This window comes from Hydrogenibacillus sp. N12, from assembly GCF_019645935.1.
GTDB lineage: Bacteria > Bacillota > Bacilli > Thermicanales > DSM-22653 > Hydrogenibacillus > Hydrogenibacillus schlegelii.
In genome coordinates, this window is record NZ_CP080953.1 from 1870021 (window position 1) to 1888267 (window position 18247).

The following is an 18247-nucleotide window of genomic DNA, read 5'->3' on the forward strand; positions in this document are numbered from 1 at the left end:
GGGGTTTTGATCATTTCGGTCCCTTTTGGTCATTTCTTACGGCCACCGAAGGCGATAGCGATGCCGCGGCCGGCCGATGGCGCCGTAGCGGAAGTCAAGCTCGACCTCCCCCCGCTCGACGAGGTAATCGAGGTAGCGGCGGGCGGTCACCCGGGAGGCGCCGATGCCGTCGGCGACGTCTTCCGCCGTGACCGGACCGGAGGCACCGGCGAGATAGGTCCGCACCCGCCGAAGCGTCTCGGCGTTGAGGCCTTTCGGCAGGTCCGGCTCGACGGCCGGATCGGCCGCGGCGCCGAGCTCCGCCTCGGCGGCCCAAGGGGCGAAGCGGAGCCGGTCGAGGGTCGCCTGATCGACCGTCTCGACCTCCTTCAGCCGGCGCAAAGCCCGGTAGCGCCGAAGGGCCGCGGCAAAGCGGGCAAACGTAAACGGCTTGATGAGGTAGTCGACGGCGCCCAAGGCCAGCGCCCGCCGGACGGCCTCCGTCTCGTTGGCGGCGCTGATGACGATGACATCCGTCGACCCGCCGCGGCGCCGGATTGCCTCGAAGAGCGTAAGCCCCCCGTCGCCAGGAAGGTAGAGGTCGAGAAGGACGAGGTCCACCGCCGCCGCGGCGAGGAAGCGCTCGGCCGTGCGGGCGTCACCGGCGATGCCGGCCAGGCGAAAGCCCGAAAGGCGGCCGAGCATCTGCCGGTTCACCTCGGCGACCATCGGGTCGTCTTCGACGATGAGCACGCGGACGTCGTCCGCAGGCGCTTTCACGGCGCTGGCCCCCCCATCCTCCGTCCGAAGATTCGGCGACCGAAACGCGGCAGATTGCCGGCGTCACGGCGACTTCTCCTGGGTCGGTCAGCGTGACGGTCCGCCTGACGCCGCCTCTCCGCTTCCGCGTCTTTTCACCCGGAGGCCACCGACCCGTCGCCTTTTCCCGCCGCGTCGGGGCGCTCGCCCACCGCGGCGGCCGTCCCGACGAAATCCGCCGGGCGCTGGCCGGAATGCGGCGAAACCGCTCCGGCGGCCGGCGCCTTCGGCAGGACGATGACGAATTCGGTCCCTTCTTCCGGGGCGCTTTCGACGTCGATCCGGCCGCCGAGGCGTTCTACCGTCTCCTGCACGAGAAACAGGCCGAGCCCCCGGTGCGGATCCCCCTTGCTGCTCGTGCCCCGCTCAAAAAGCCGCGGCCGGATTTCCGGCGGGATTCCGGGACCGTTGTCGCGGACGGCGATGACGAGCGCGGCCGGATCGTCGCCGATGTAGAGGATGACCCGCGGCGGCCGGGGCGGCGGACCGCCGGCGTAAAAGGCTTCAAAGCTGTTTTCAAGGAGATTTCCGACGATCGTCACGAGATCGCCGTCCGGAATGCCGTCGGGAAGCTCCTCCAGCCGGGTGTCCGGATCGAGATCGAAGTCGATCTTGGCTTCCCGGGCCCGGGCCATCTTCCCGAGGATGAGTCCGGCCAAAGCCGGCACCCGAAGGCGGGTGGTGACGCCGAGCCACCGGTCGTACGTCGTCCGGATGCCTTCCAGGTAGCGGAGGGCCTCTTCCGGCCGCCCGAGCTCGATCATCCCGGCGACCGCGTGAAGGACGTTTTTGTGCTCGTGGGCGAGCGCTCGGAGCGCCTCGGCGTACGCCTGGACGCCGGTCAGCATCTCCGCCAAGGCGACGACGTCCGTCCGGTCGACAAAGACCGCCAGCGCGCCGATCATCTCGCCGTTTAACTCGATCGGCACGCGGTTGCTTAAAATGTGCTTCGTCCCGAGTCGGAACTGATGCTGCAAAAGCGCCCGACCTTCTTTCAAGACCTCCGGCAACCGGGTATCGGGAATGACCGAACGGATCGGCCGGCCCACGACATCGCCCTCGATGTGGAGAATCGCCCGGACCGCCCGGTTCAGGATCGTGATCCGCTCCTCCCGGTCGATGGCGATGACCCCTTCGTGAATGGCGTCGAACGCCGCCAGCCGCTCGCTGTACATGCGGGCGATCTCCTGCGGCTCCAGGCCGAGGAGCGACCGCTTCACCCGAAGGGCGAGACCGAAGGCGCCGACGGCGCCCAAAAAGAGCGACAACGCGATGGCCGGCAGGAGGTTTGGCACCTCGGCCCAGAAGACTTCCCCCATCGAAGGGAGCCGACGCCCGGCGACGATGACGCCGACCTGTTCCAGCCGTTCGTTTTTGATGGGAAAGTACGCCTTAATGAAGATGCCGAGGGGACCGACGGCTTTTTTGGTATAGATGTGCTCGGCGAAGGCGGCGTCATCGACCCCTTGCGGCAGTCTTTCCCCGACGCGGGCCGGGTTCGGGTGGACCAAGCGCCGGCGCGCCATATCGTAGACGACGATGTAGTCGACCTTGTGGCCGACCCGGATCCGCTCGATCGCCTCCGAAAGCGGCCCCACCGCCCCGGCTTCGACCCAAGCGGCGGCATTTGGAAGCGCCGCTGCCGTCCGGGCGGCGATCGACACCTGCTCCCGAAGCCGCGCCTCTTCCATCCGGTGCGCCCGAATCGTTAAGATAGAAGAAGCGGCAAGCAGGGTCACGAGCACGATCAGCGTCGCAAACAGCGTGATTTCCCATTTGAGCGAAAAAGGCCGCCGGTTCCGTCGCTCCAACGCCGATCCCCCTGCCGCGCGGTTCCATCTTTGTTCTCCGCTTGTTCTATCTATTATACGACTATACGACGAAAGGCGAGGCGGATCGCATGCGCCTACGGACGCTCGCCACCGGCGCCGCTTTCGTTTTGGTCCCTTTGACCCTGACCGTTTTCCTTCTCATCTTCCTCGGGCGGATCGATCCCGCCGGAGCCCTCGACCGCGATCCGGAGCAGGAAGGGCTCGAGGCGATCCTCACGCTCCGCATGAGCCACGTCGTCGCGGAAAACACGCCGAAGGGTCAGGCGGCCCGCTATTTTGCCCGGCGCGCCGCCGAGCTGAGCGGCGGCCGGATCCGCGTTGAAGTGTTCCCGAACGGGGCGCTTTTTTCCGACATCTCGGAGCTCGATGCCCTCCGACGGGGAGACGTCGACCTGATCGCACCGGCCGCGTCCAACTGGACCGATCGGTACATCGAATGGCAGGTGCTGGACCTCCCCTTTATCTTTCGGGATCTGGACGATCTGAACGCCGTCCTGAACGGTCCCCTCGGGACGCTCCTTAAGGAAGCGCCGGAGCGGGACGGCCTTCGGACGCTTCTCTTCTGGCACAGCGGCCTGAAGCAGATCACGACGAACGTCCGACCGGTTCTCTTGCCGGAAGATTTCCGCGGTCTCGTCTTCCGCCGCATGCAAAGCTCGACGATCGCCCGCTACCTCGAGCTCCTCGGCGCCCGGACGGTGCCGGCGCCGTTTAATCAGACGTTTCCTCTCCTGGAAAAAGGGATGGTCAACAGCGAAGAAAACACGCTGACCAACATTTACAGCAAAAAGTTTTACACCGTCCAGACGGACCTCACCCTGTCCGATCACGGTTACCTCGGCTACCCCGTCCTCGTGAACGACGCCTTCTGGCGCCGCCTTTCGCCGGACGATCGGGCCATCCTCCTGAAGGCCCTCGAGGAAGCCGGTGCCTATGAGCTCCGCCTCATCCGGGAGCTCGAAGCCCGGGCGCTGAAGGAAATGGCCGCCTCGGGCCTCCGCATTCACCGGCTCACCGCCGACGAGCGAACCGCCTGGGAGCAGGCGGTGGCGCCGCTCTACGACGAGGTGGCGGTCCGGATGCCGCCCCCCCTGCGGGCGTTCGTCGAAGCGCGCAAACCCCGCTGATCGCCTCGGACCCTTCCGCGCCGAGCGGCCGATCTCGTCTGCCCCTGAACGGCCCGAAGCGAAGGGAGCCGACCGGAAAGCCAGACCGGGCGACCGAAATCGGCGAAAAAAGCGGCCGGAGCCTGGCTCCGGCCGTTGTTGGAATCCGGCTTCTTTGGGAATCCGGCCTCTTATGCCCTCCTTCCGGGACCGCGGTTATGAGACCTTGACCTTCTTGAATTCCTCGATCAGGATCGGCACGACCTCGAACAGGTCGCCGACGATGCCGTAGTCCGCCACCTGGAAGATCGGAGCCTCGGGATCTTTGTTGATGGCGACGATTACCTTCGACCCCGACATGCCGGCGAGGTGCTGGATGGCGCCGGAGATGCCGGCGGCGATGTAGAGGTCCGGCGTGACGACCTTCCCCGTCTGGCCGATCTGGAGGGCGTAATCGGCGTAGCCGGCGTCGCACGCCCCGCGGGAGGCGCCGACGGCGCCGCCGAGAACGTCGGCGAGCTCCCGAAGCAGCCTGAACCCTTCCTCTCCTTTCGTGCCGCGGCCGCCGGCGACGACGACGCGGGCTTCCGCAAGGTCGACGCCCTGGGCCGTCTTTTTCACGACCTCCCGGACGATCGAGCGGAGGTCTTTGAGGTCGACGGCGAGCCGCTCGACCGGCGCCGTCCGGCCGGCGGCTTCGTCCGGCAGCGGCAGGTTGTTCGGCCGGATCGAAAGGACCGCCGGGCGGTCGGTAAACGTCCGCACTTCAAAGGCCTTGCCGGCGTAGATCGGCCGGACGATCCGGACTTCGCCGCCTTCGGACCGCACGTCGACGGCGTCGCTCACCATGCCGGCGCCGAGGCGGGCGGCGAGCCGGGGCGCCACGTCGCGGCCGATCGCCGTGTGACCGAAGACGATCACCTCCGGCGCTTCCCGCTCGACGACCTGAAGAAGCGCCTGGAGATACGCGTCGGGCGTGTACGCGCCAAGAGATTCGTGCTCGACGATGACGATTCGGTCGGCGCCCCGCCGGCCGAGGGCGGCGGCCGGCTCATCCAGGCCGCCGGCGCCGAGGAGGACGGCGATCACCTCCGACGGTTCAAAGCGCCGGCCCGCCGTGAGCGCCTCCAGCGCCACCTGCCGCAGGGCGCCGCCTTTGACTTCTGCTACGACGAGGGCTTTCCCCGCCATGCTTTCCCCTCCCGTCGCGGTTGTCGTTTGCGCTCGACGCCGTCAGACGACCTTCGCCTCTTCCCGAAGCAGCCGGACGAGCTCCCGGGCCGCCTCTTCCGCGGTGCCGCCGAGGATCTTCCCGGCCTCCCGCTTCGGCGGCGCGAACCGGTCGACGACGGCGGTTTTTTCTGCCCGCTCGACGCCGAGATCGGCCGGCGAAATCCGTTCCAGCGGCTTTTTCTTCGCCTTCATGATCCCCGGAAGCGACGGATAGCGAGGGTCGTTCAGCCCCTGCTGGGCCGTCACCAGAAGCGGAAGTTCTGCCTCGACGATCTCCACGTCGCCTTCGGCGTCCCGTTCGGCCCGCACCTTCCGGCCGTCGACGGAAAGCTTCAGCACCGCGCCGATGTGGTTCAGGCCGAGCCGTTCGGCGACCCGGAGGGCCACCTGGCCGCCGCCGTTGTCGACGGAGAAATAGCCGGCCAGAAGGAGGTCCGGCGCTTCTTTTTCCACCACCCGGGCGAGGACGTCGGCGACGAAGGCCTCGTCGACCGGCGGCGCCTCCTCTTCGACAAGGATCGCCCGATCCGCGCCCATGGCGAGGGCCTTCCGGAGCGCCTCTTCGACCCGGGGCGGACCGTAGCTTAAGACGACGACTTCCGCCTCCCCGGCTTCCTTGATCCGGATCGCTTCTTCGACGGCGTACTCGTCGTACGGGTTGATGATGAACTGGACGCCGTCTTCTTTGATCCGGCCCCCTTCGACGACGACTTTTTCTTCCGTGTCAAACGTCTGCTTCATGAGGACGACGATCTTCATCCTGGCTCCTCCTCTCTGCCCCGCTTCTTTCGTCCCGCTCTGCGCCGCCCGGCTCTGCCTCCGGCGCTTTCAGACCGGTATAAAGCAGGCGAAACACCGGATCGGCGAGCATCATCAGGTCCCGCCGGCGCCGGGCCATCACCCACGACGTCACCGTCTCGTCGAGGGTGCCGAAGATCATCTTCCGCATGAGGTGCGTCTCGATGTCCCGGCGAAAGATGCCGGCGGCCTTGCCCTCCTCGATGAGACCGTCGATGACGTCAAGGTAGCTTCGGAGGATCTCGTTGATCCGCCCTCGCAGGGCGGGATCCGCCTGCCGGAGCTCGACCTGCGTCACGACGGCGAGCTCATAGTGCTCGCTGAGCGGCTGGAAATGCTCCCAGACGAGCCGCCGAAGCTTCGCCGGCACGTCGGGCTCCTCGGCGAGGGCCGCCCGAAGGCGTTCCACGTGCCGGATGAGGTACGATCGGAAGACGGAGACGAGAAGATCCGCCTTGCCGGAAAAGTACAGGTAGATCGTCCCGTCGGCCACTCCGGCTTCCCGGGCGATGCGGGACACCTGGGCGCCGTGATAGCCGGCTTCGGCGAAAACCTTGATCGCCGCGTTTAAGATCGCTTCGTATTTTTCCCCCTTCTCGCCGCTCCGCCGCGCCACCGCGTCCCTCCTCAACGCAAAAGGATTCTCCCGCCTCGACGCCAAAGGAACTCTAGGATGAATGAGCATTCACTCGACTGACTCTCTTTCAGTGTACGCCCAACCGGCCCGGATGTCAACCGAGCGCCGGTGAACCTCGAACGACATCGTCTCGGGCTACGGCTCAAGGCCGTGGCACCGAAACCCAAAGCGGCCGAAGACGGCGCCGGGGAGACCCGAACCGCCGGACGGGCGAACGGGCTTCAGGCGTCGAGTCTTCCGCCGGTCGACCGGCCGTCGGCGGACCGGCGTTCGGCCACGCCGGTCATCCCGTCCGTGACCGCCGGCCCGTCGGGAGGCGGCGCCGCCGCGCCCGGCGCACCGCTCTCCGCTGGGCCTAAAGCGTCCGCCGCATCGGTTCCCGAAGGGCCCACCGGAACCGGAGTTTCCGGCTCCTTCGCCTCGGTGCCGATCGGCGCCGGCTCTTTCGCGAGGCCGGCGCGGGCCTCTTCGGCGAGCACCCGCCGGAGCACCTTGCCGACGGCCGTCTTTGGGAGCTCCGTCCGGAACTCGTAGATCCGCGGCACTTTGTAGGCGGCAAGCTTCGAACGACAGTAGGCGTCGAGCTCCTGTTCCGTGACGGAGGCGCCTTCCTTGAGGACGACGATCGCCTTCACCGTCTCGCCCCGGTACGGGTCCGGCACGCCGACGACGGCCGCCTCCTGGACCGCCGGATGGGCGAAAAGCACCTCTTCGACCTCTCGGGGGTAGATGTTGAAGCCGCCGGCGATGATCATATCTTTTTTCCGGTCGACGATGTAGAAAAAGCCGTCCTCGTCCATCCGACCGATGTCGCCGGTGAGGAACCACCCGTCGTGAAAGGCCGCCGCCGTTTCCTCCGGCCGCCGCCAGTAGCCTTTCATCACCTGCGGGCCCTTGATCGCCACTTCGCCGATCTCGCCCGGCGGAAGCGGCCGGCGCGTCTTGAGATCGAGGATCGCCGCGTCGGTGTCCGGCCACGGGAGGCCGATCGAGCCGGGTTTCCGGAAGGTGTACATCGGGTTGGCGTGGGTGACCGGCGACGTCTCCGACAGGCCGTATCCTTCGACGATGCGGCCGCCGGTCAGCGCCTCGAAGCGCTTTTCCACCTCGCGGGGAAGGGGCGCCGAGCCGCTGATCGCCGCTTCGATCGACGACAGGTCGTACTTCCGGATGTCGGGATGGTTGATGAGGGCGATATACATCGTCGGCGCGCCGGGGAAGAGCGTCGGCCGCTCCTTGTGGATCGCCTGGAGCACCTCCGTCGCGTCAAAGCGCGGGAAAAGGAGCATCGTCGCCGCGAGGGTGACGCCGAGATTGAGGACCGTCGTCATGCCGTAAACGTGAAAAAACGGGAGCGCCCCGACGACCTTCTCCCGGCCTTCCCGGGCCTTGTAGAGCCAGTGGCGGGCCTGGACGAGGTTCGCCATCAGGTTCCGGTGGGTGAGCATGACGCCTTTCGGCACGCCGGTCGTGCCGCCGGTGTACTGAAGCAGGGCGACGTCCTCCCGCGGGTCGACCGGCGCCGGCGGGACCGGAGCCGCGTCGACGCGGCGCATTTCCTCCGTCCAGCGGAAAAACCGGGGATCCGCCGGCACCTTCGGGAGCGGCCGGCCTTTTCGCCGCTCAACAACGGGATACAGCACATTTTTCGGAAACGGAAGATAATCTTTCAGGCTGGTGAAAAGGACCGCCCGAAGGGGCGTCCGGTCGATCGCCTCGACGACCCGCGGCACGTGCAGGTCAAGCGCGATGAGGACCGACGCTTCGGCGTCGTTCATGAAGAACTCGATTTCCCGGGGGACGGACATCGGGTTCGTCTGGACGACGATGCCGCCGAGGAGGAGCGTCGCATAATAGGCGATGACGTACTGCGGCGAGTTCGGCAGCATGATCGCCACCCGGTCGCCTTTGCCGACGCCCCGGGCCTTAAGCACCTTGGCGAACCGATAGACGTCGCCAAGAAGCGCCCGGTACGGGATGCGCTTCCCGAGAAAGACGATCGCCTCGCGGTTCGGGTATCGGGAAGCGCTTACAAAAAGCGGATCATAGAGCGGCACGTCCGGAATCTCGACGGACGGCGGCACTTCCGGCGGGTAGTGCCGAAGCCACGGTCGCGTCTCAACCGCCATCGGCCTTCTCCCCTTTCCCCTGCGCGCTCGTGCGATGGCGTTTGTGAAAACATTGTAACATACCCCCGGGCCAAGCGCCAGAGGAAAATGAATGAGCGCCCATTCAATAAACTGCAGCGCGCCGGAGCCTATCGGGATCGGCGGGGCGTCGATCCGCCGCGGAATCGTCCTTGGACGGCCGCCGTCCGTCTGCTATGATATCGGAGGACGGCGCCGGCGAGCGCCGGGAAAGGACACGGGCCTTCATGCACGCTCATCCGCACGTCCTCATCGTCGGCTACTACGGCTTTCACAATGCCGGCGACGACGCGGTGCTGTTTGGGATCTTACAAGCGCTGAAAACGAAATTTCCGGGCCTTCAGGCGACGGTCCTCTCCAACGCCCCGGAGGAGACGGCCCGGACGTTCGGCATCCGGGCGGTCAACCGCTGGCGGCCGGGGCCGATCATCCGGGCGATCCGGGCGGCGGACTTCGTCGTCGTCGGCGGCGGGACGCTGCTCCAAGATCGGACGAGCCCGCGAAGCCCCTTGTACTATCTCGGCATCACCGAACTCGCCAAACGCTTCGGCAAGCCGGTGTTCTACTACGGCCAGGGGTTCGGTCCGATCGTCCACGCCTCGAGCCGTTTTTTCATCCGGCGGGTCCTAAGCGGCGTCGACCTCATCATCATGCGGGACGCCGAAAGCGCCCGGGAGCTTGAGAAAACCGGCGTCCGGGGCGTACCGATCGCCGTCACCGCCGACCCGGCGCTGGCCATCGATCCGGCGATCGCCGACCGGGAGCGGGGGCGGGCGGTCCTCGCCGATCACGGCCGGACGCCGAAGCGGCCCCTCGCCGTCGTCTCCGTCCGTCCGTGGAAAGACCGGACGGCGCATCTTCTCCCTCTCGCCCGCGCCCTCGATCGGGTCGCCGACCGGGGGTTTGAGATCGTCTTCATCGCCATGCAGCGGGCGCAGGACGTCGAGCCGGCGCTTCGGGTTCGGGCGGCCATGACCCGCCCGGCGGCCGTCGTCCGGACGCCCCTCGATTTTCGGGCGATCTTCGGCGTCATCGCCGAGGCGGATCTCCTCATCGGCATGCGGCTTCACGCCCTGATCTTTGCCGCGCTCCACGGCGTCCCGTTCGTCCCGCTCTCGTACGACCCGAAGATCGACCGCTTCGTCGAAAGCGTCGGCCTTGTGCCCCCGCTTTCGATCGAGGCGCTTCAGGCGGACGCTTTGATGGAGCGGATTGAGGCGACGATGAACGATCTTCCGGCGCTCCGGCGGACGCTCGCCGACCGGGTGCCGCCGGTCGTCGACGCGGCCCGCCGGAGCGCCGACCTCGTCTACGACGCCTACCGGTCCCGCGCCCGGCGGCGCCCCGGGAAGGAGGCCCGACGGTGAAACGCCTTTCGCTTTTTTTGCTCGGCCTGTACGCCCTGTTTCCGCTGACGGATTTCCTTCTCCGGCGGGTCCTCGGCCTGGGGGGCCTGGCCGGACTCTGGGACAAGGGGCTTTTGGCCCTGCTCTTCGTGCTCGCCTGGCTCCAGGCGGACCGGGAGCGGCTCCGGCGGCTTCGACCCCTCGCCGCACCGCTCGGGCTGTTTTTTGCCCTCGGCGTGCTGCATCTTGGGATCGATCTTCCGAACTTCGCCGCGACGTTTGACGGCTTTCGGGCGGTGTACTTTTATATGCTGGCCCTCTTCGTCGGGGCGTGGCTCCCGAAGACCCGGGACGACGTCGAGCGGATCATGGCCGTTCTCGCCGGGCTCGGAGCCCTCGCCGGCGCCGTCGGCCTCGCCCAGGTCGCCCTCGGCGTCCGCACCCCGGCGGGATGGACCGACGTGACGGAGGCGACGAGCCGCCGGGCGTTTTCCTTCGTCGTGAGCCCGAACGTCCTCGGAAGCTACATGGCCTACGCCCTCTTTCTCACCCTCGCCCTCGCCTGGCGGGCGCGGGCGGAAGGCCGGCAGCGGGCGCTTCTCGTCTATCTTCTTTTCGCCGCGCTGGAGGCGGCCGCCCTCGTCCTTTCCGGCTCCCGGGGCGCCTGGCTCGCCTTTTTCCTCGCCGCCCTCGTCGTCCTCTTCTTCTTCCGGCCGCGGCTTTCCCTCGCCGCCGCCGCCGGTTTGATCGCCCTCGCCGCCCTCCTTCCGCCGATCCGGCGCCGGATGGAGGCGCTCCTCTCCCCGATGTACTGGGAAAAAAGCGCCCGGGACGGCCGGATCGCCCGCTGGCTCGGGAGCTTTCACCAGATGCGCTTCGACCCCCTCTTCGGCCGGGGGATCGGCCACTACGGCGGCGCCACCGGGAACCGTTTCTTCGGCACGACGTACGTCGACGGCTATTACTTCAAGACGATGGCCGAGATGGGCCTTCCGGGCCTCATTCTGTTCGTCTGGCTGATGGTCGCCGTCTTTCGGACGCTGTTCGCCCGGTGGCAGGCCGCCCGCGGCCGGCCGGAGGGAGCGCTCCTTCTCGGCCTTCTGGCCGCCGACCTCGCCGTCGCCCTCCACAATGCGGTGGAAAATATCTTCGAAGTGCCGTTTATGAACGCGTATTTTTGGCTCGCCGCCGGGCTCGCCTTCGCGCTTTCGCCCGGCCGGCCGGAGGAGGGACGGGGATGATCCGGGAGCTTCGCACGTTTGGCGGCTGGCTGCTTTTCGCCGTCACCGTCTACGCCGCCTACCACCTCGCCGTCCTGCCCCTCGCCTGGACGGACGGCTTCGCCGGCCTCGCCGTTGCCGCCGCCGGAACCGTCGGCCTCCTCGGCCTCGCCCCGGCCGGGGCGAGGCGGCGGGGGATCGCCTTCGCCTTCCTCGTTCTGTTCGCCGACCGGGCCCTCGCGGCCACCGGCCTTTATCCCGCCGCCGCCCGGGTTGCCCTGGCGGCGCTCGTGATCGGCCTCACTGCCCTCGTCGGCCGCGCCGCCGGCCGCCTACCGGCGCCGGCCCTTCTCGCCCTCGCCGCGGCGGCCGCCCTGTCGACGGCGATCGACCGGCCCGACGCCAAGCTCCTCGGCCGCTTTTTGCCGCCGGTCCGGACGCCGGCCCTCTACGGCGCCGGGACGATCGACTACTTCCCGCTGTTTCTCGATCCGGACCACCCCGGCCGGGTGGTCACGTTCGGCAACCGGGAAGAGGTGCCGCCGGAAGGGGAGGAAGCGGCGGAGGCGGGCGGAAGCGCGGGGCCGGAGGGGGAGGCGGCCCGCCTCTCCCTCGCCCGGCTCGCCCCGGAGCGGCTCTATGTTTACGCCTTTGACACCGAAGGCGGGACGTTCCGGCGGGTCGCCGTACCGGACGCTGAGGTGGTGCGGTGGTTCGAAAAGCTGCGGAACGATTCCCCCGGCTATCCGTTCTTCACCGTCGAGGACGACGGAACGCTCCGCCCCCTCGTGACGCGGGACGCGTGGGCGGAGACGCTTTTTGACTTCGGTCGGACGTTCGGCGCCCTGCTTCGCCTCGACGCCCTTCACCTCCGGCGGCCGATCGCCGCCACGGACGTCGGCGGGCCTTTTGCCGGCCTCCGGCTGACCGGTGAGGCGCTGGAGGGGACGTTCGACGGCCGGCCGTTTCGCCTGCCGACCGACGCGACGGCGGTCGTCGGGCGGTTTTCCCTCGGCGGCGAGGCGGCCCTCGTCCTTCAGGGGCGGTCGCTGGAGATCGCCGTCTTCCCGAAGGCAGGAGCGCCTCGGGTGAGCCACCGGCTGTCGCCGGAGGCGGTCCCGGATATTTATGCTTCTGAAGTCATCCCGGTTCAGTTTTCCGACGGTCCGGCGCTTCTTCTGTCGTTTCCGACCGACTCCCCGGAGCGGGCCAAGATCGTCCGGCCGGAGCCGGACGGGTCGTGGCGGCTTTTGTTTGAGGCGACCGATCCGCTCTTTCGCTTTGAAGACGTCCGGTACGACGGCGGGCAGGCGGTGCTGCTCGCCCTCGCGCCGGGGCGCCTGAGCGGCTACCCCCAGCGGCTCCTCGGCGAATACGTTTACGAAAACGGCCGGCTCGCCCGCCTCTGGCAGGCGCCGACCTCGCTCATCAACGTCCGCTATCTTCCCGGCCCGAACGGCACGTGGCGGCTCGTGGCGACCGAATATCCGAACCACCGGCTCGTTCTCCTCACGCCGCATCCTCTCCCCGTCGGAGCGATGATCGCGGCCGCGACGGGGCTCATCGCCGTCGGGCTCCTCGTCCGGCGCCTGAGGGACGGCCGGGCCCCTCAGGACCTCACCCCCGACCAGAACGAGCGAGACGACCCCGCCTTCCGGCGTCGGGCGGGGGCGGTCGGCCTTTCGGCCGCGATCCTCTTCGCCGCTCTCCTGGCCGGCGCCGCCTTCCACGTCGCCCTCCGCAGCATCCCGTCGGCCCGCCCGCCGGGAGTCCTCCCAGCGCTGGCGGCCTCCGGGGCAGACGGCGGGGCGCCGGCGTCAGACCTTCCCGGCGCCGGGGAGCCGGCCCTCGACCTCTCCGCCGAGCAGGCGCCGGGAGAGGGCCGCGCCGGAGCGGCCAGTCCGGCGACCGGAGCGCCCGAAGCCGAGGCGCCGATCGAGGGCGCCGGGGCCGAGACGCCGGCCGCCCGGGCGCCGGTCGATGCCCGGGCCGCCTTCCGGGCGGCCCTCGCCGGCTCGGAAGGGGAAGGGGCGGACCGGTTTCAGGTCGTCGGCTATACGCGAAACAGCGTCCACAAAAGAAAAACGACGAGCATGGTAAGCGGCGCCGTCATCCGGCCGGAGCGCCTCTTCGGCGGCATGCGCCTCGCCGGAACGCCGTACCGGTACTACCAGTCCGGCGACGTCCGCTACCTCTGGACGGCCCGGACGGAATGGGTTCCGCTTCCGCCGGCGGACCCGCCGGCCCTCTTTCGCTCCCTCGAAGCCCTGATGCCGGAATTCGCCGCCGCCGAACGGCTGCCGGACGGCGACGTGCTGGGCCTTCCGGCGAAGGTTTACCGCATCCGGGTGAACGGGGAGACGCTCTTCCGGTTGGCCGGCATCGCTCCGGACGATGCGGCCCTTCGGGCGTTCGCCGCCCTCCCGGCGACGATCACGGTGAAGCTTCTCGATGACCCGGCCCGCATCGGCGAGATCGAAGGGCGCTGGCTCGTTCCCGTGCCCGGGGCCGGCTACGCCCTGCAGGAAGTGTTTTTCCGCTTCTTCCACTACGGCGACCCGTCGATCGCGATCCGGCCGCCGGAAGACATCGAACGTTACCTCGCGCCATAGGGCATAGGGACATCGCCGATGCCCCGAGCGCCGGTGGACCGACGGCGGCCGATCGGAGAAAGGCCCGCGGCCTCAGTTCCGGATGTTATCGGGGAGCGAGCGGAGGACGTTCAGCGCCTTCAGCGTGATCCACTGCCGGTCGGAATAAAGCGCCTCGAGCCCCTGATCCCGGTGAAACCGCTCCAGGGCCCGGTAAAACTGCTCCGGATTGCCGCCGTAGTGAAACGGCAAATACCCGGTCCGGATGAGGTGCCGAAGGAGTTCCTCCCGAAGCACCTCATCGATCGGCATTTTTTCTTCGTCCATCGCGGCCACCCTGATCACCTCGTCCGAAAGGTTGGCGGGCGGAGCAAGCATGTCCGCATCCGCCTTCAGTATACACGAAGGCCGGCGCCGGCCGTAAGCCGGCCCCGGAGTCGCCTGATCCGGAAGGAAGTGAACGGCGTGCCCAAGCGACCGCGCGTGCTGCACGTGATCGGCGGCGGCGAGTTCGGCGGCGCCGAACGGCACCTCATCGCCCTCTACCGGACGCTCAGGGAGGACGTCGACTTTTCGCTGGCGACGTTTTACCCCGGGCGGCTCGTCGAGTCGTTTCGGGAGCTCGGCGCCGAACCGGTCATCCTCGCCCAATCCGGCCGCTTCGACCTCACCCTCTACCGCCGGGTGCACGCCCTCATTGCCGCCTTGAAGCCTGATGTCGTCCACTCCCACGGCGTCCGGGCCAACCTCTTTGCCCGGCTGGCGGCGGCCCGGGTCGGCGTGCCGCGCATCGTCACGACCGTCCACAGTTTTCTCCGCTATGATTATCCCCTGCGGCGGGAATTCGTCCTCGCCTGGGCGATGGAACACGCGAGCCGGCCGTTCGTCGATCACGTCATCGCCGTCAGCGACGCCCTTCGCCGGTCGCTCGAAGCCGACGGAATGGCGCCGGAGCGGATCACCGTCATCGAAAACGGCGTCGACCTCGCCCCGTTCGCCGCGGCCCGGCGCACCCTCCGGGCGCCCGGGCAAAAAAAAGCCCTCCGGTCCCCCCTCTCCCTTCCGGAAGACGCGTTCGTCTGGGCGGTGACGGCCCGTCTCGTGCCGGTCAAAGGGCTGGACGTTCTCCTCGACGCCTTCGCCCGCCTCATCGGCGATCCGACCGCGCCGGCCGGTCGACCGGCCTACCTCCTCGTCATCGGGACCGGCCCGTTAAAATCTTCCCTTTCTGCCGCCGCCGAGCGCCGGGGCCTCGCCGGGCGGATCCGCTGGCTCGGACATCGAGACGACGTCCCGGAGCTCCTCGCCGCCGCCGACGCCTTCGTCCTTCCCTCCCGGCAGGAAGGCGGCTTTCCTCTGGCGCTCGTCGAAGCCCTCGCCGCCGGCCTCCCGGCGGTCTCCACCGCCGTCCCGGCGATCGTCGGCGCCCTCGCCGGAGCCTGCGATCCGCCGCCGGTGGAACTCGTCCCGCCGGGCGACGCCGAGGCCCTCGCCGGGGCGATGCGGCGCCTCATGGCGGCGCCGCCGGAAGTGCGGACCGCCCGGATCGCCGCCGCCCTCCGGCTCGTCGGCGAGCGGTTTTCCCTCTCGGCGTTCGGCCGGAGGCACCGGGCGTTTTACGAACGGCTGCTCGCCTCCGAGACGACCTGACGGAACAACGCGGCAAACGCCGCCGCTTGGCGATCCCGGCGGTACGGCTCGAACGCCGGCTCCCGAAGCACGTCGATCCCCGCCGCGAGCCGCCCCGCCCGCCAGTCGTCGACGAGACGTTCGAGGACCGCCCGGATCGCCGCCCCGTCGTCCGGGGGAGCCACATACGCCCCGGGAAGCCGGCGGACGATCGCCTCGGCCTCGCCGGGGCGAAGGAGCGCCAGGATCGGCCGGCCGACGGCGAGGTAGTCGAACAGCTTCCCCGGAATGTATTGCCCCGCCCGAAGATCGAGATCGCCGACGAGGAGGAGGACCGTCGAGGCGGCGAGGAGGCGGAGGGCCGCCCCGTACGGGAGCGCCCCGTGGTCGACGATGAGGTCCCCGAGGCCGAGGGCTTCGGCCGCCCGCCGGTTGTCGTCCCGCCCCGGCGGATCGAACCGGCCGGCGAAGTCGAGGCGCACCTCCTCCGCCCGGAGCCGGCCGTCGGCGATGAGGTCATGAAGGGCCTGGAAAAACGCCCGGGGATGGCGCTTCGGATAAAAAATCCCCGTATGGGCGAAGCGAAGAACCCCGTCCGGCGGCCGGAGGTCCCCCGCCTCGGCCCGAAGCCGGACGACGTCCTCCGGATCAAACCCGTTGTAGATGACCTCGATCGCGGCGTCCGGATAGCGGGCCAGAAAGCCTTCCCGGAACGCCTGCGTCACCGTCGTCACCCGGCTCGCCGCCCGGAAGACCGCCCGCTCCATCGCCCGCTCGAGGGCCGCCCGCCACGGAAGCGCCGTAAAGTGCATGTTGTCCGTCCACGGGTCCCGAAAATCCGCCACCCAAGGAAGGCCCGTCTTCCGCCGGATGAGGAGCGCGACCAGGTGGTTCGTCACCGGTCCCGACGTGGAAAACAAGACGTCGACCCGGTGCGTCCGGATCGCCGAAAGGCCGGCCCGGACCGCCCGGCGAGCCCAGACGATCTCCTCGTCCGGGATAAAGAGCACCTCCCGCAGGCTCATCGCCGCCGACCGGAGCCATCGGCGAATGAAGCGGGGCAGAGCGGGGCCGGCCGACCCGTCGGCGGGCGCCGCCTCCGCCGGGCGCCCCGCGCCGGGCGGCGTCCGCCCCTCCGGTTTCCCGCCCGACCCTCCCTCCGGCGCGCCCCCCTCGGGTCGACCGCCCGGCGCCGCCTTCCCGACGGCGCCGCCGCGAAAGAGCCCGCTCAGCGCGAGATGCCAGCGGGGATGCGGGACGCGGTAGATCGGCACGTGTCGCGGCAGGTCTTTGAGCCGGCTTTCGTCCCGCTGGAGATACGGCGGCGGACAGACGGCGAGAACAACCGGTCGGATGCCGAAGTCGGGCAGATACTTGACGAGCTTCTGCGCCCGCGGCACGCCGCCCCCGCCCACCGGCGGAAACAGGTAGGAGATGATCAAAACCCCGAGCGGCCGTTCGCTTCCCGTCATCGCCCGACCTCCGTCACAGGCGGAGCACCGTCTGCGGCCGGTGATCTTTCGGCACGACGCCTTTGGCGTCAAAGATGAGGCCGTCCGCCTTCATCCGCCGGCCGACGTCGGCCCAGTCGAGGGCGTCGAAGGCCCGCTGCTTGACGAGGAAAAAGACGACGTCCGCCCCGTCGACCGCCTCGGTCCACGACCCGACGCGGTACATCGCCGGCGCCTCGACGAGGGGATCGTACGCCCGAACGACGGCCCCCCGGGCGGCGATGAGGTCGGCGATGGCGAGGGCCGGGCTCTCCCGATCGTCGTTCGAGTAATCTTTCATCGCCAGCCCCAAGACGGCCACCGTGCGGCCGGAAAAACCGCCGCCCCGGGTCCGAAGTTCCTCCTCCACCCAGTCGACGAGCACCCGCGGGACGCCGTCGTTCAGCTGCCGCGCCAGCGCAAGAAGCGGGAGCCGGACGCCCAGGGCTTCCGCCTTCGGCCGGAGGTAGTGAAAGGCGTTCGGCACGCAGTATCCGCCGACGCCTGGCCCCGGGATGAGGAGGTTCACCCGCCGGTGGGTGTTGGCGATCCGGATCGTCTCCAGCGTGTCGATGCCGAGCCGCTCGGTGAAGCGGGCAAATTCCTGCACCATCGCCAGGTTGACGTCCCGCTGAATGTTTTCGAATAACTTCGCTGTCTCGACGACTTTAATCGAAGATGGATAAATTTCCGCCTCGGTGACGAACCGGAGCAGCCGGATCGCCCGCTCGAGCCCGCGCTCCCCGAGGGCGCCGACGGCGAGGGGCATCGTCCGGAACTCTTCAAACGCCCGACCTTCGGCGATCCGCTCCGACGAATACGCGAGGTCAAAATCCTCTCCGGCGACGAGGCCGCTTTCCGCCTCGAGAATCGGCCGAAACACCTCTTCCGTCGCGCCCGGGACGACGGTGCTCCGGACGAGGACGAGGTCGCCGGCCTTGAGTACCCGGCCGAGCATACGGGCCGACGCCTCGAACGGCCGGAGGTCCGGCTCTCCGCCCCGAACCGGTATGCCGACGGTGACGATATAATGATCGACGCCCGCGGCCCGGGCTTCTTCGTAGTCGGTCGTCGCCCGGAAGCGGCCGAGGGCGAGCATTTCCTGGAGCAGATCCGGAAGCGGCCGGTCGCCGTCTTTTTCGATGCTCCGGCTCTCGCCGCGATTGAGCGCCTCGACGAGGCTTGAGGCGACGTCGATGCCGATCACGCGGGCGCCGTTTTTGGCGTACAGAAGCGCAAGCGGAAGCCCGACATAGCCGAGGCCGATGACGGCCACTTTCAGCGGTCGTTCCATGCGTCGTCTCCCTTCGCCATCGTCGGTCGGGGATCCGTTCCCCGCTTGTCCGACCGACCGGAAGGCCATCGGGCCTCGAAGGGCCGAGGGGCCTCCGGCCGGGGTGATCCTCGCTGCTGCGATGGT

At 68.7% G+C, this 18247-nt stretch carries 14 protein-coding genes; 5 read left to right on the forward strand and 9 right to left on the reverse strand.

The genetic code is table 11. The features are described 5' to 3' along the window. Positions 1-36: 36 nt before the first annotated feature. Together K2M58_RS08775 and K2M58_RS08780 are read right to left on the reverse strand one after the other, a co-directional pair. The gene (locus K2M58_RS08775) at positions 37-759 is read right to left on the reverse strand and encodes a response regulator (protein ID WP_220677249.1); all 723 of its coding nucleotides are present in this window, start codon (positions 757-759) and stop codon (positions 37-39) included. 134 nt (positions 760-893) lie between these two features. Further along, complete coding sequence (locus K2M58_RS08780; RefSeq protein WP_220677250.1) at positions 894-2609, reverse strand: ATP-binding protein; 1716 nt, start codon at positions 2607-2609, stop codon at positions 894-896. Positions 2610-2698: 89 nt separating this feature from the next. Between K2M58_RS08780 and K2M58_RS08785 the strand changes: the two genes are divergently transcribed. Further along, a complete protein-coding gene (locus K2M58_RS08785) occupies positions 2699-3757 on the forward strand; it encodes a DctP family TRAP transporter solute-binding subunit (RefSeq protein WP_220677251.1) in 1059 nt (352 codons plus the stop codon). Positions 3758-3952: 195 nt separating this feature from the next. Here the strand turns inward: K2M58_RS08785 and K2M58_RS08790 are convergent, their stop codons facing one another. From K2M58_RS08790 to K2M58_RS08805, 4 genes are all read right to left on the reverse strand, one after another. Continuing rightward, the gene (locus K2M58_RS08790; RefSeq protein ID WP_220677252.1) at positions 3953-4927 is read right to left on the reverse strand and encodes an electron transfer flavoprotein subunit alpha/FixB family protein; all 975 of its coding nucleotides are present in this window, start codon (positions 4925-4927) and stop codon (positions 3953-3955) included. Positions 4928-4969: 42 nt separating this feature from the next. Then, positions 4970-5728: an electron transfer flavoprotein subunit beta/FixA family protein gene (locus K2M58_RS08795; protein WP_220677253.1), complete on the reverse strand. Its 759-nt coding sequence runs from the start codon at positions 5726-5728 to the stop codon at positions 4970-4972. Then, the gene (locus tag K2M58_RS08800; protein WP_252393430.1) at positions 5694-6383 is read right to left on the reverse strand and encodes a fatty acid metabolism transcriptional regulator FadR; all 690 of its coding nucleotides are present in this window, start codon (positions 6381-6383) and stop codon (positions 5694-5696) included. The genes K2M58_RS08795 and K2M58_RS08800 overlap by 35 nt, the downstream gene beginning before the upstream one ends. 242 nt (positions 6384-6625) lie before the next feature. Next, positions 6626-8533 carry a long-chain-fatty-acid--CoA ligase gene (locus tag K2M58_RS08805; RefSeq protein WP_220677255.1) on the reverse strand — a complete coding sequence of 636 codons (1908 nt, stop codon included), beginning with the start codon at positions 8531-8533 and terminating at the stop codon, positions 6626-6628. A gap of 245 nt (positions 8534-8778) precedes the next feature. Between K2M58_RS08805 and csaB the strand changes: the two genes are divergently transcribed. From csaB to K2M58_RS08820, 3 genes are read left to right on the forward strand one after another with little or no spacing between them, the layout of a single operon-like run. After that, positions 8779-9918, forward strand: a complete 1140-nt coding sequence (gene csaB, locus K2M58_RS08810) for a polysaccharide pyruvyl transferase CsaB (protein WP_220677256.1) — start codon at positions 8779-8781, stop codon at positions 9916-9918. Next, entirely contained in the window at positions 9915-11138 is a 1224-nt protein-coding gene (locus K2M58_RS08815; RefSeq protein WP_220677257.1) for an O-antigen ligase family protein, read from the forward strand. Before csaB ends, K2M58_RS08815 begins: the two co-directional genes overlap by 4 nt. Further along, complete coding sequence (locus tag K2M58_RS08820) at positions 11135-13729, forward strand: hypothetical protein (RefSeq protein ID WP_220677258.1); 2595 nt, start codon at positions 11135-11137, stop codon at positions 13727-13729. Before K2M58_RS08815 ends, K2M58_RS08820 begins: the two co-directional genes overlap by 4 nt. Before the next feature lie 72 nt (positions 13730-13801). Here K2M58_RS08820 and K2M58_RS08825 read toward each other — a convergent pair whose 3' ends face one another. Continuing rightward, the gene (locus K2M58_RS08825) at positions 13802-14086 is read right to left on the reverse strand and encodes a hypothetical protein (RefSeq protein WP_220677259.1); all 285 of its coding nucleotides are present in this window, start codon (positions 14084-14086) and stop codon (positions 13802-13804) included. An 87-nt stretch (positions 14087-14173) separates the two neighbouring features. On the opposite strand from K2M58_RS08825, the gene K2M58_RS08830 reads away from it, so the two are divergent. Next, positions 14174-15358, forward strand: coding sequence for a glycosyltransferase (locus K2M58_RS08830; RefSeq protein WP_220677260.1), 1185 nt, complete (start codon positions 14174-14176; stop codon positions 15356-15358). On the opposite strand, the gene K2M58_RS08835 is transcribed toward K2M58_RS08830, so the two are convergent. After that, positions 15325-16809, reverse strand: a complete 1485-nt coding sequence (locus K2M58_RS08835; RefSeq protein ID WP_220678867.1) for a glycosyltransferase — start codon at positions 16807-16809, stop codon at positions 15325-15327. The genes K2M58_RS08830 and K2M58_RS08835 overlap by 34 nt on opposite strands. Positions 16810-16822: 13 nt before the next feature. Continuing rightward, entirely contained in the window at positions 16823-18121 is a 1299-nt protein-coding gene (locus K2M58_RS08840) for a nucleotide sugar dehydrogenase (protein ID WP_220677261.1), read from the reverse strand. Between the last annotated feature and the right edge of the window lie 126 nt (positions 18122-18247).

Coding starts and splice junctions, on each gene's coding strand:
- K2M58_RS08785 (WP_220677251.1), top strand. CDS start 2,699: ATGCGCCTACGGACGCTCGCCACCGGCGCCGCTTTCGTTTTGGTCCCT.
- K2M58_RS08825 (WP_220677259.1), bottom strand. CDS start 14,086: ATGCTTGCTCCGCCCGCCAACCTTTCGGACGAGGTGATCAGGGTGGCC.
- K2M58_RS08835 (WP_220678867.1), bottom strand. CDS start 16,809: ATGACGGGAAGCGAACGGCCGCTCGGGGTTTTGATCATCTCCTACCTG.
- K2M58_RS08840 (WP_220677261.1), bottom strand. CDS start 18,121: ATGGAACGACCGCTGAAAGTGGCCGTCATCGGCCTCGGCTATGTCGGG.
- K2M58_RS08795 (WP_220677253.1), bottom strand. CDS start 5,728: ATGAAGATCGTCGTCCTCATGAAGCAGACGTTTGACACGGAAGAAAAA.
- K2M58_RS08820 (WP_220677258.1), top strand. CDS start 11,135: ATGATCCGGGAGCTTCGCACGTTTGGCGGCTGGCTGCTTTTCGCCGTC.
- K2M58_RS08805 (WP_220677255.1), bottom strand. CDS start 8,533: ATGGCGGTTGAGACGCGACCGTGGCTTCGGCACTACCCGCCGGAAGTG.
- csaB (WP_220677256.1), top strand. CDS start 8,779: ATGCACGCTCATCCGCACGTCCTCATCGTCGGCTACTACGGCTTTCAC.
- K2M58_RS08790 (WP_220677252.1), bottom strand. CDS start 4,927: ATGGCGGGGAAAGCCCTCGTCGTAGCAGAAGTCAAAGGCGGCGCCCTG.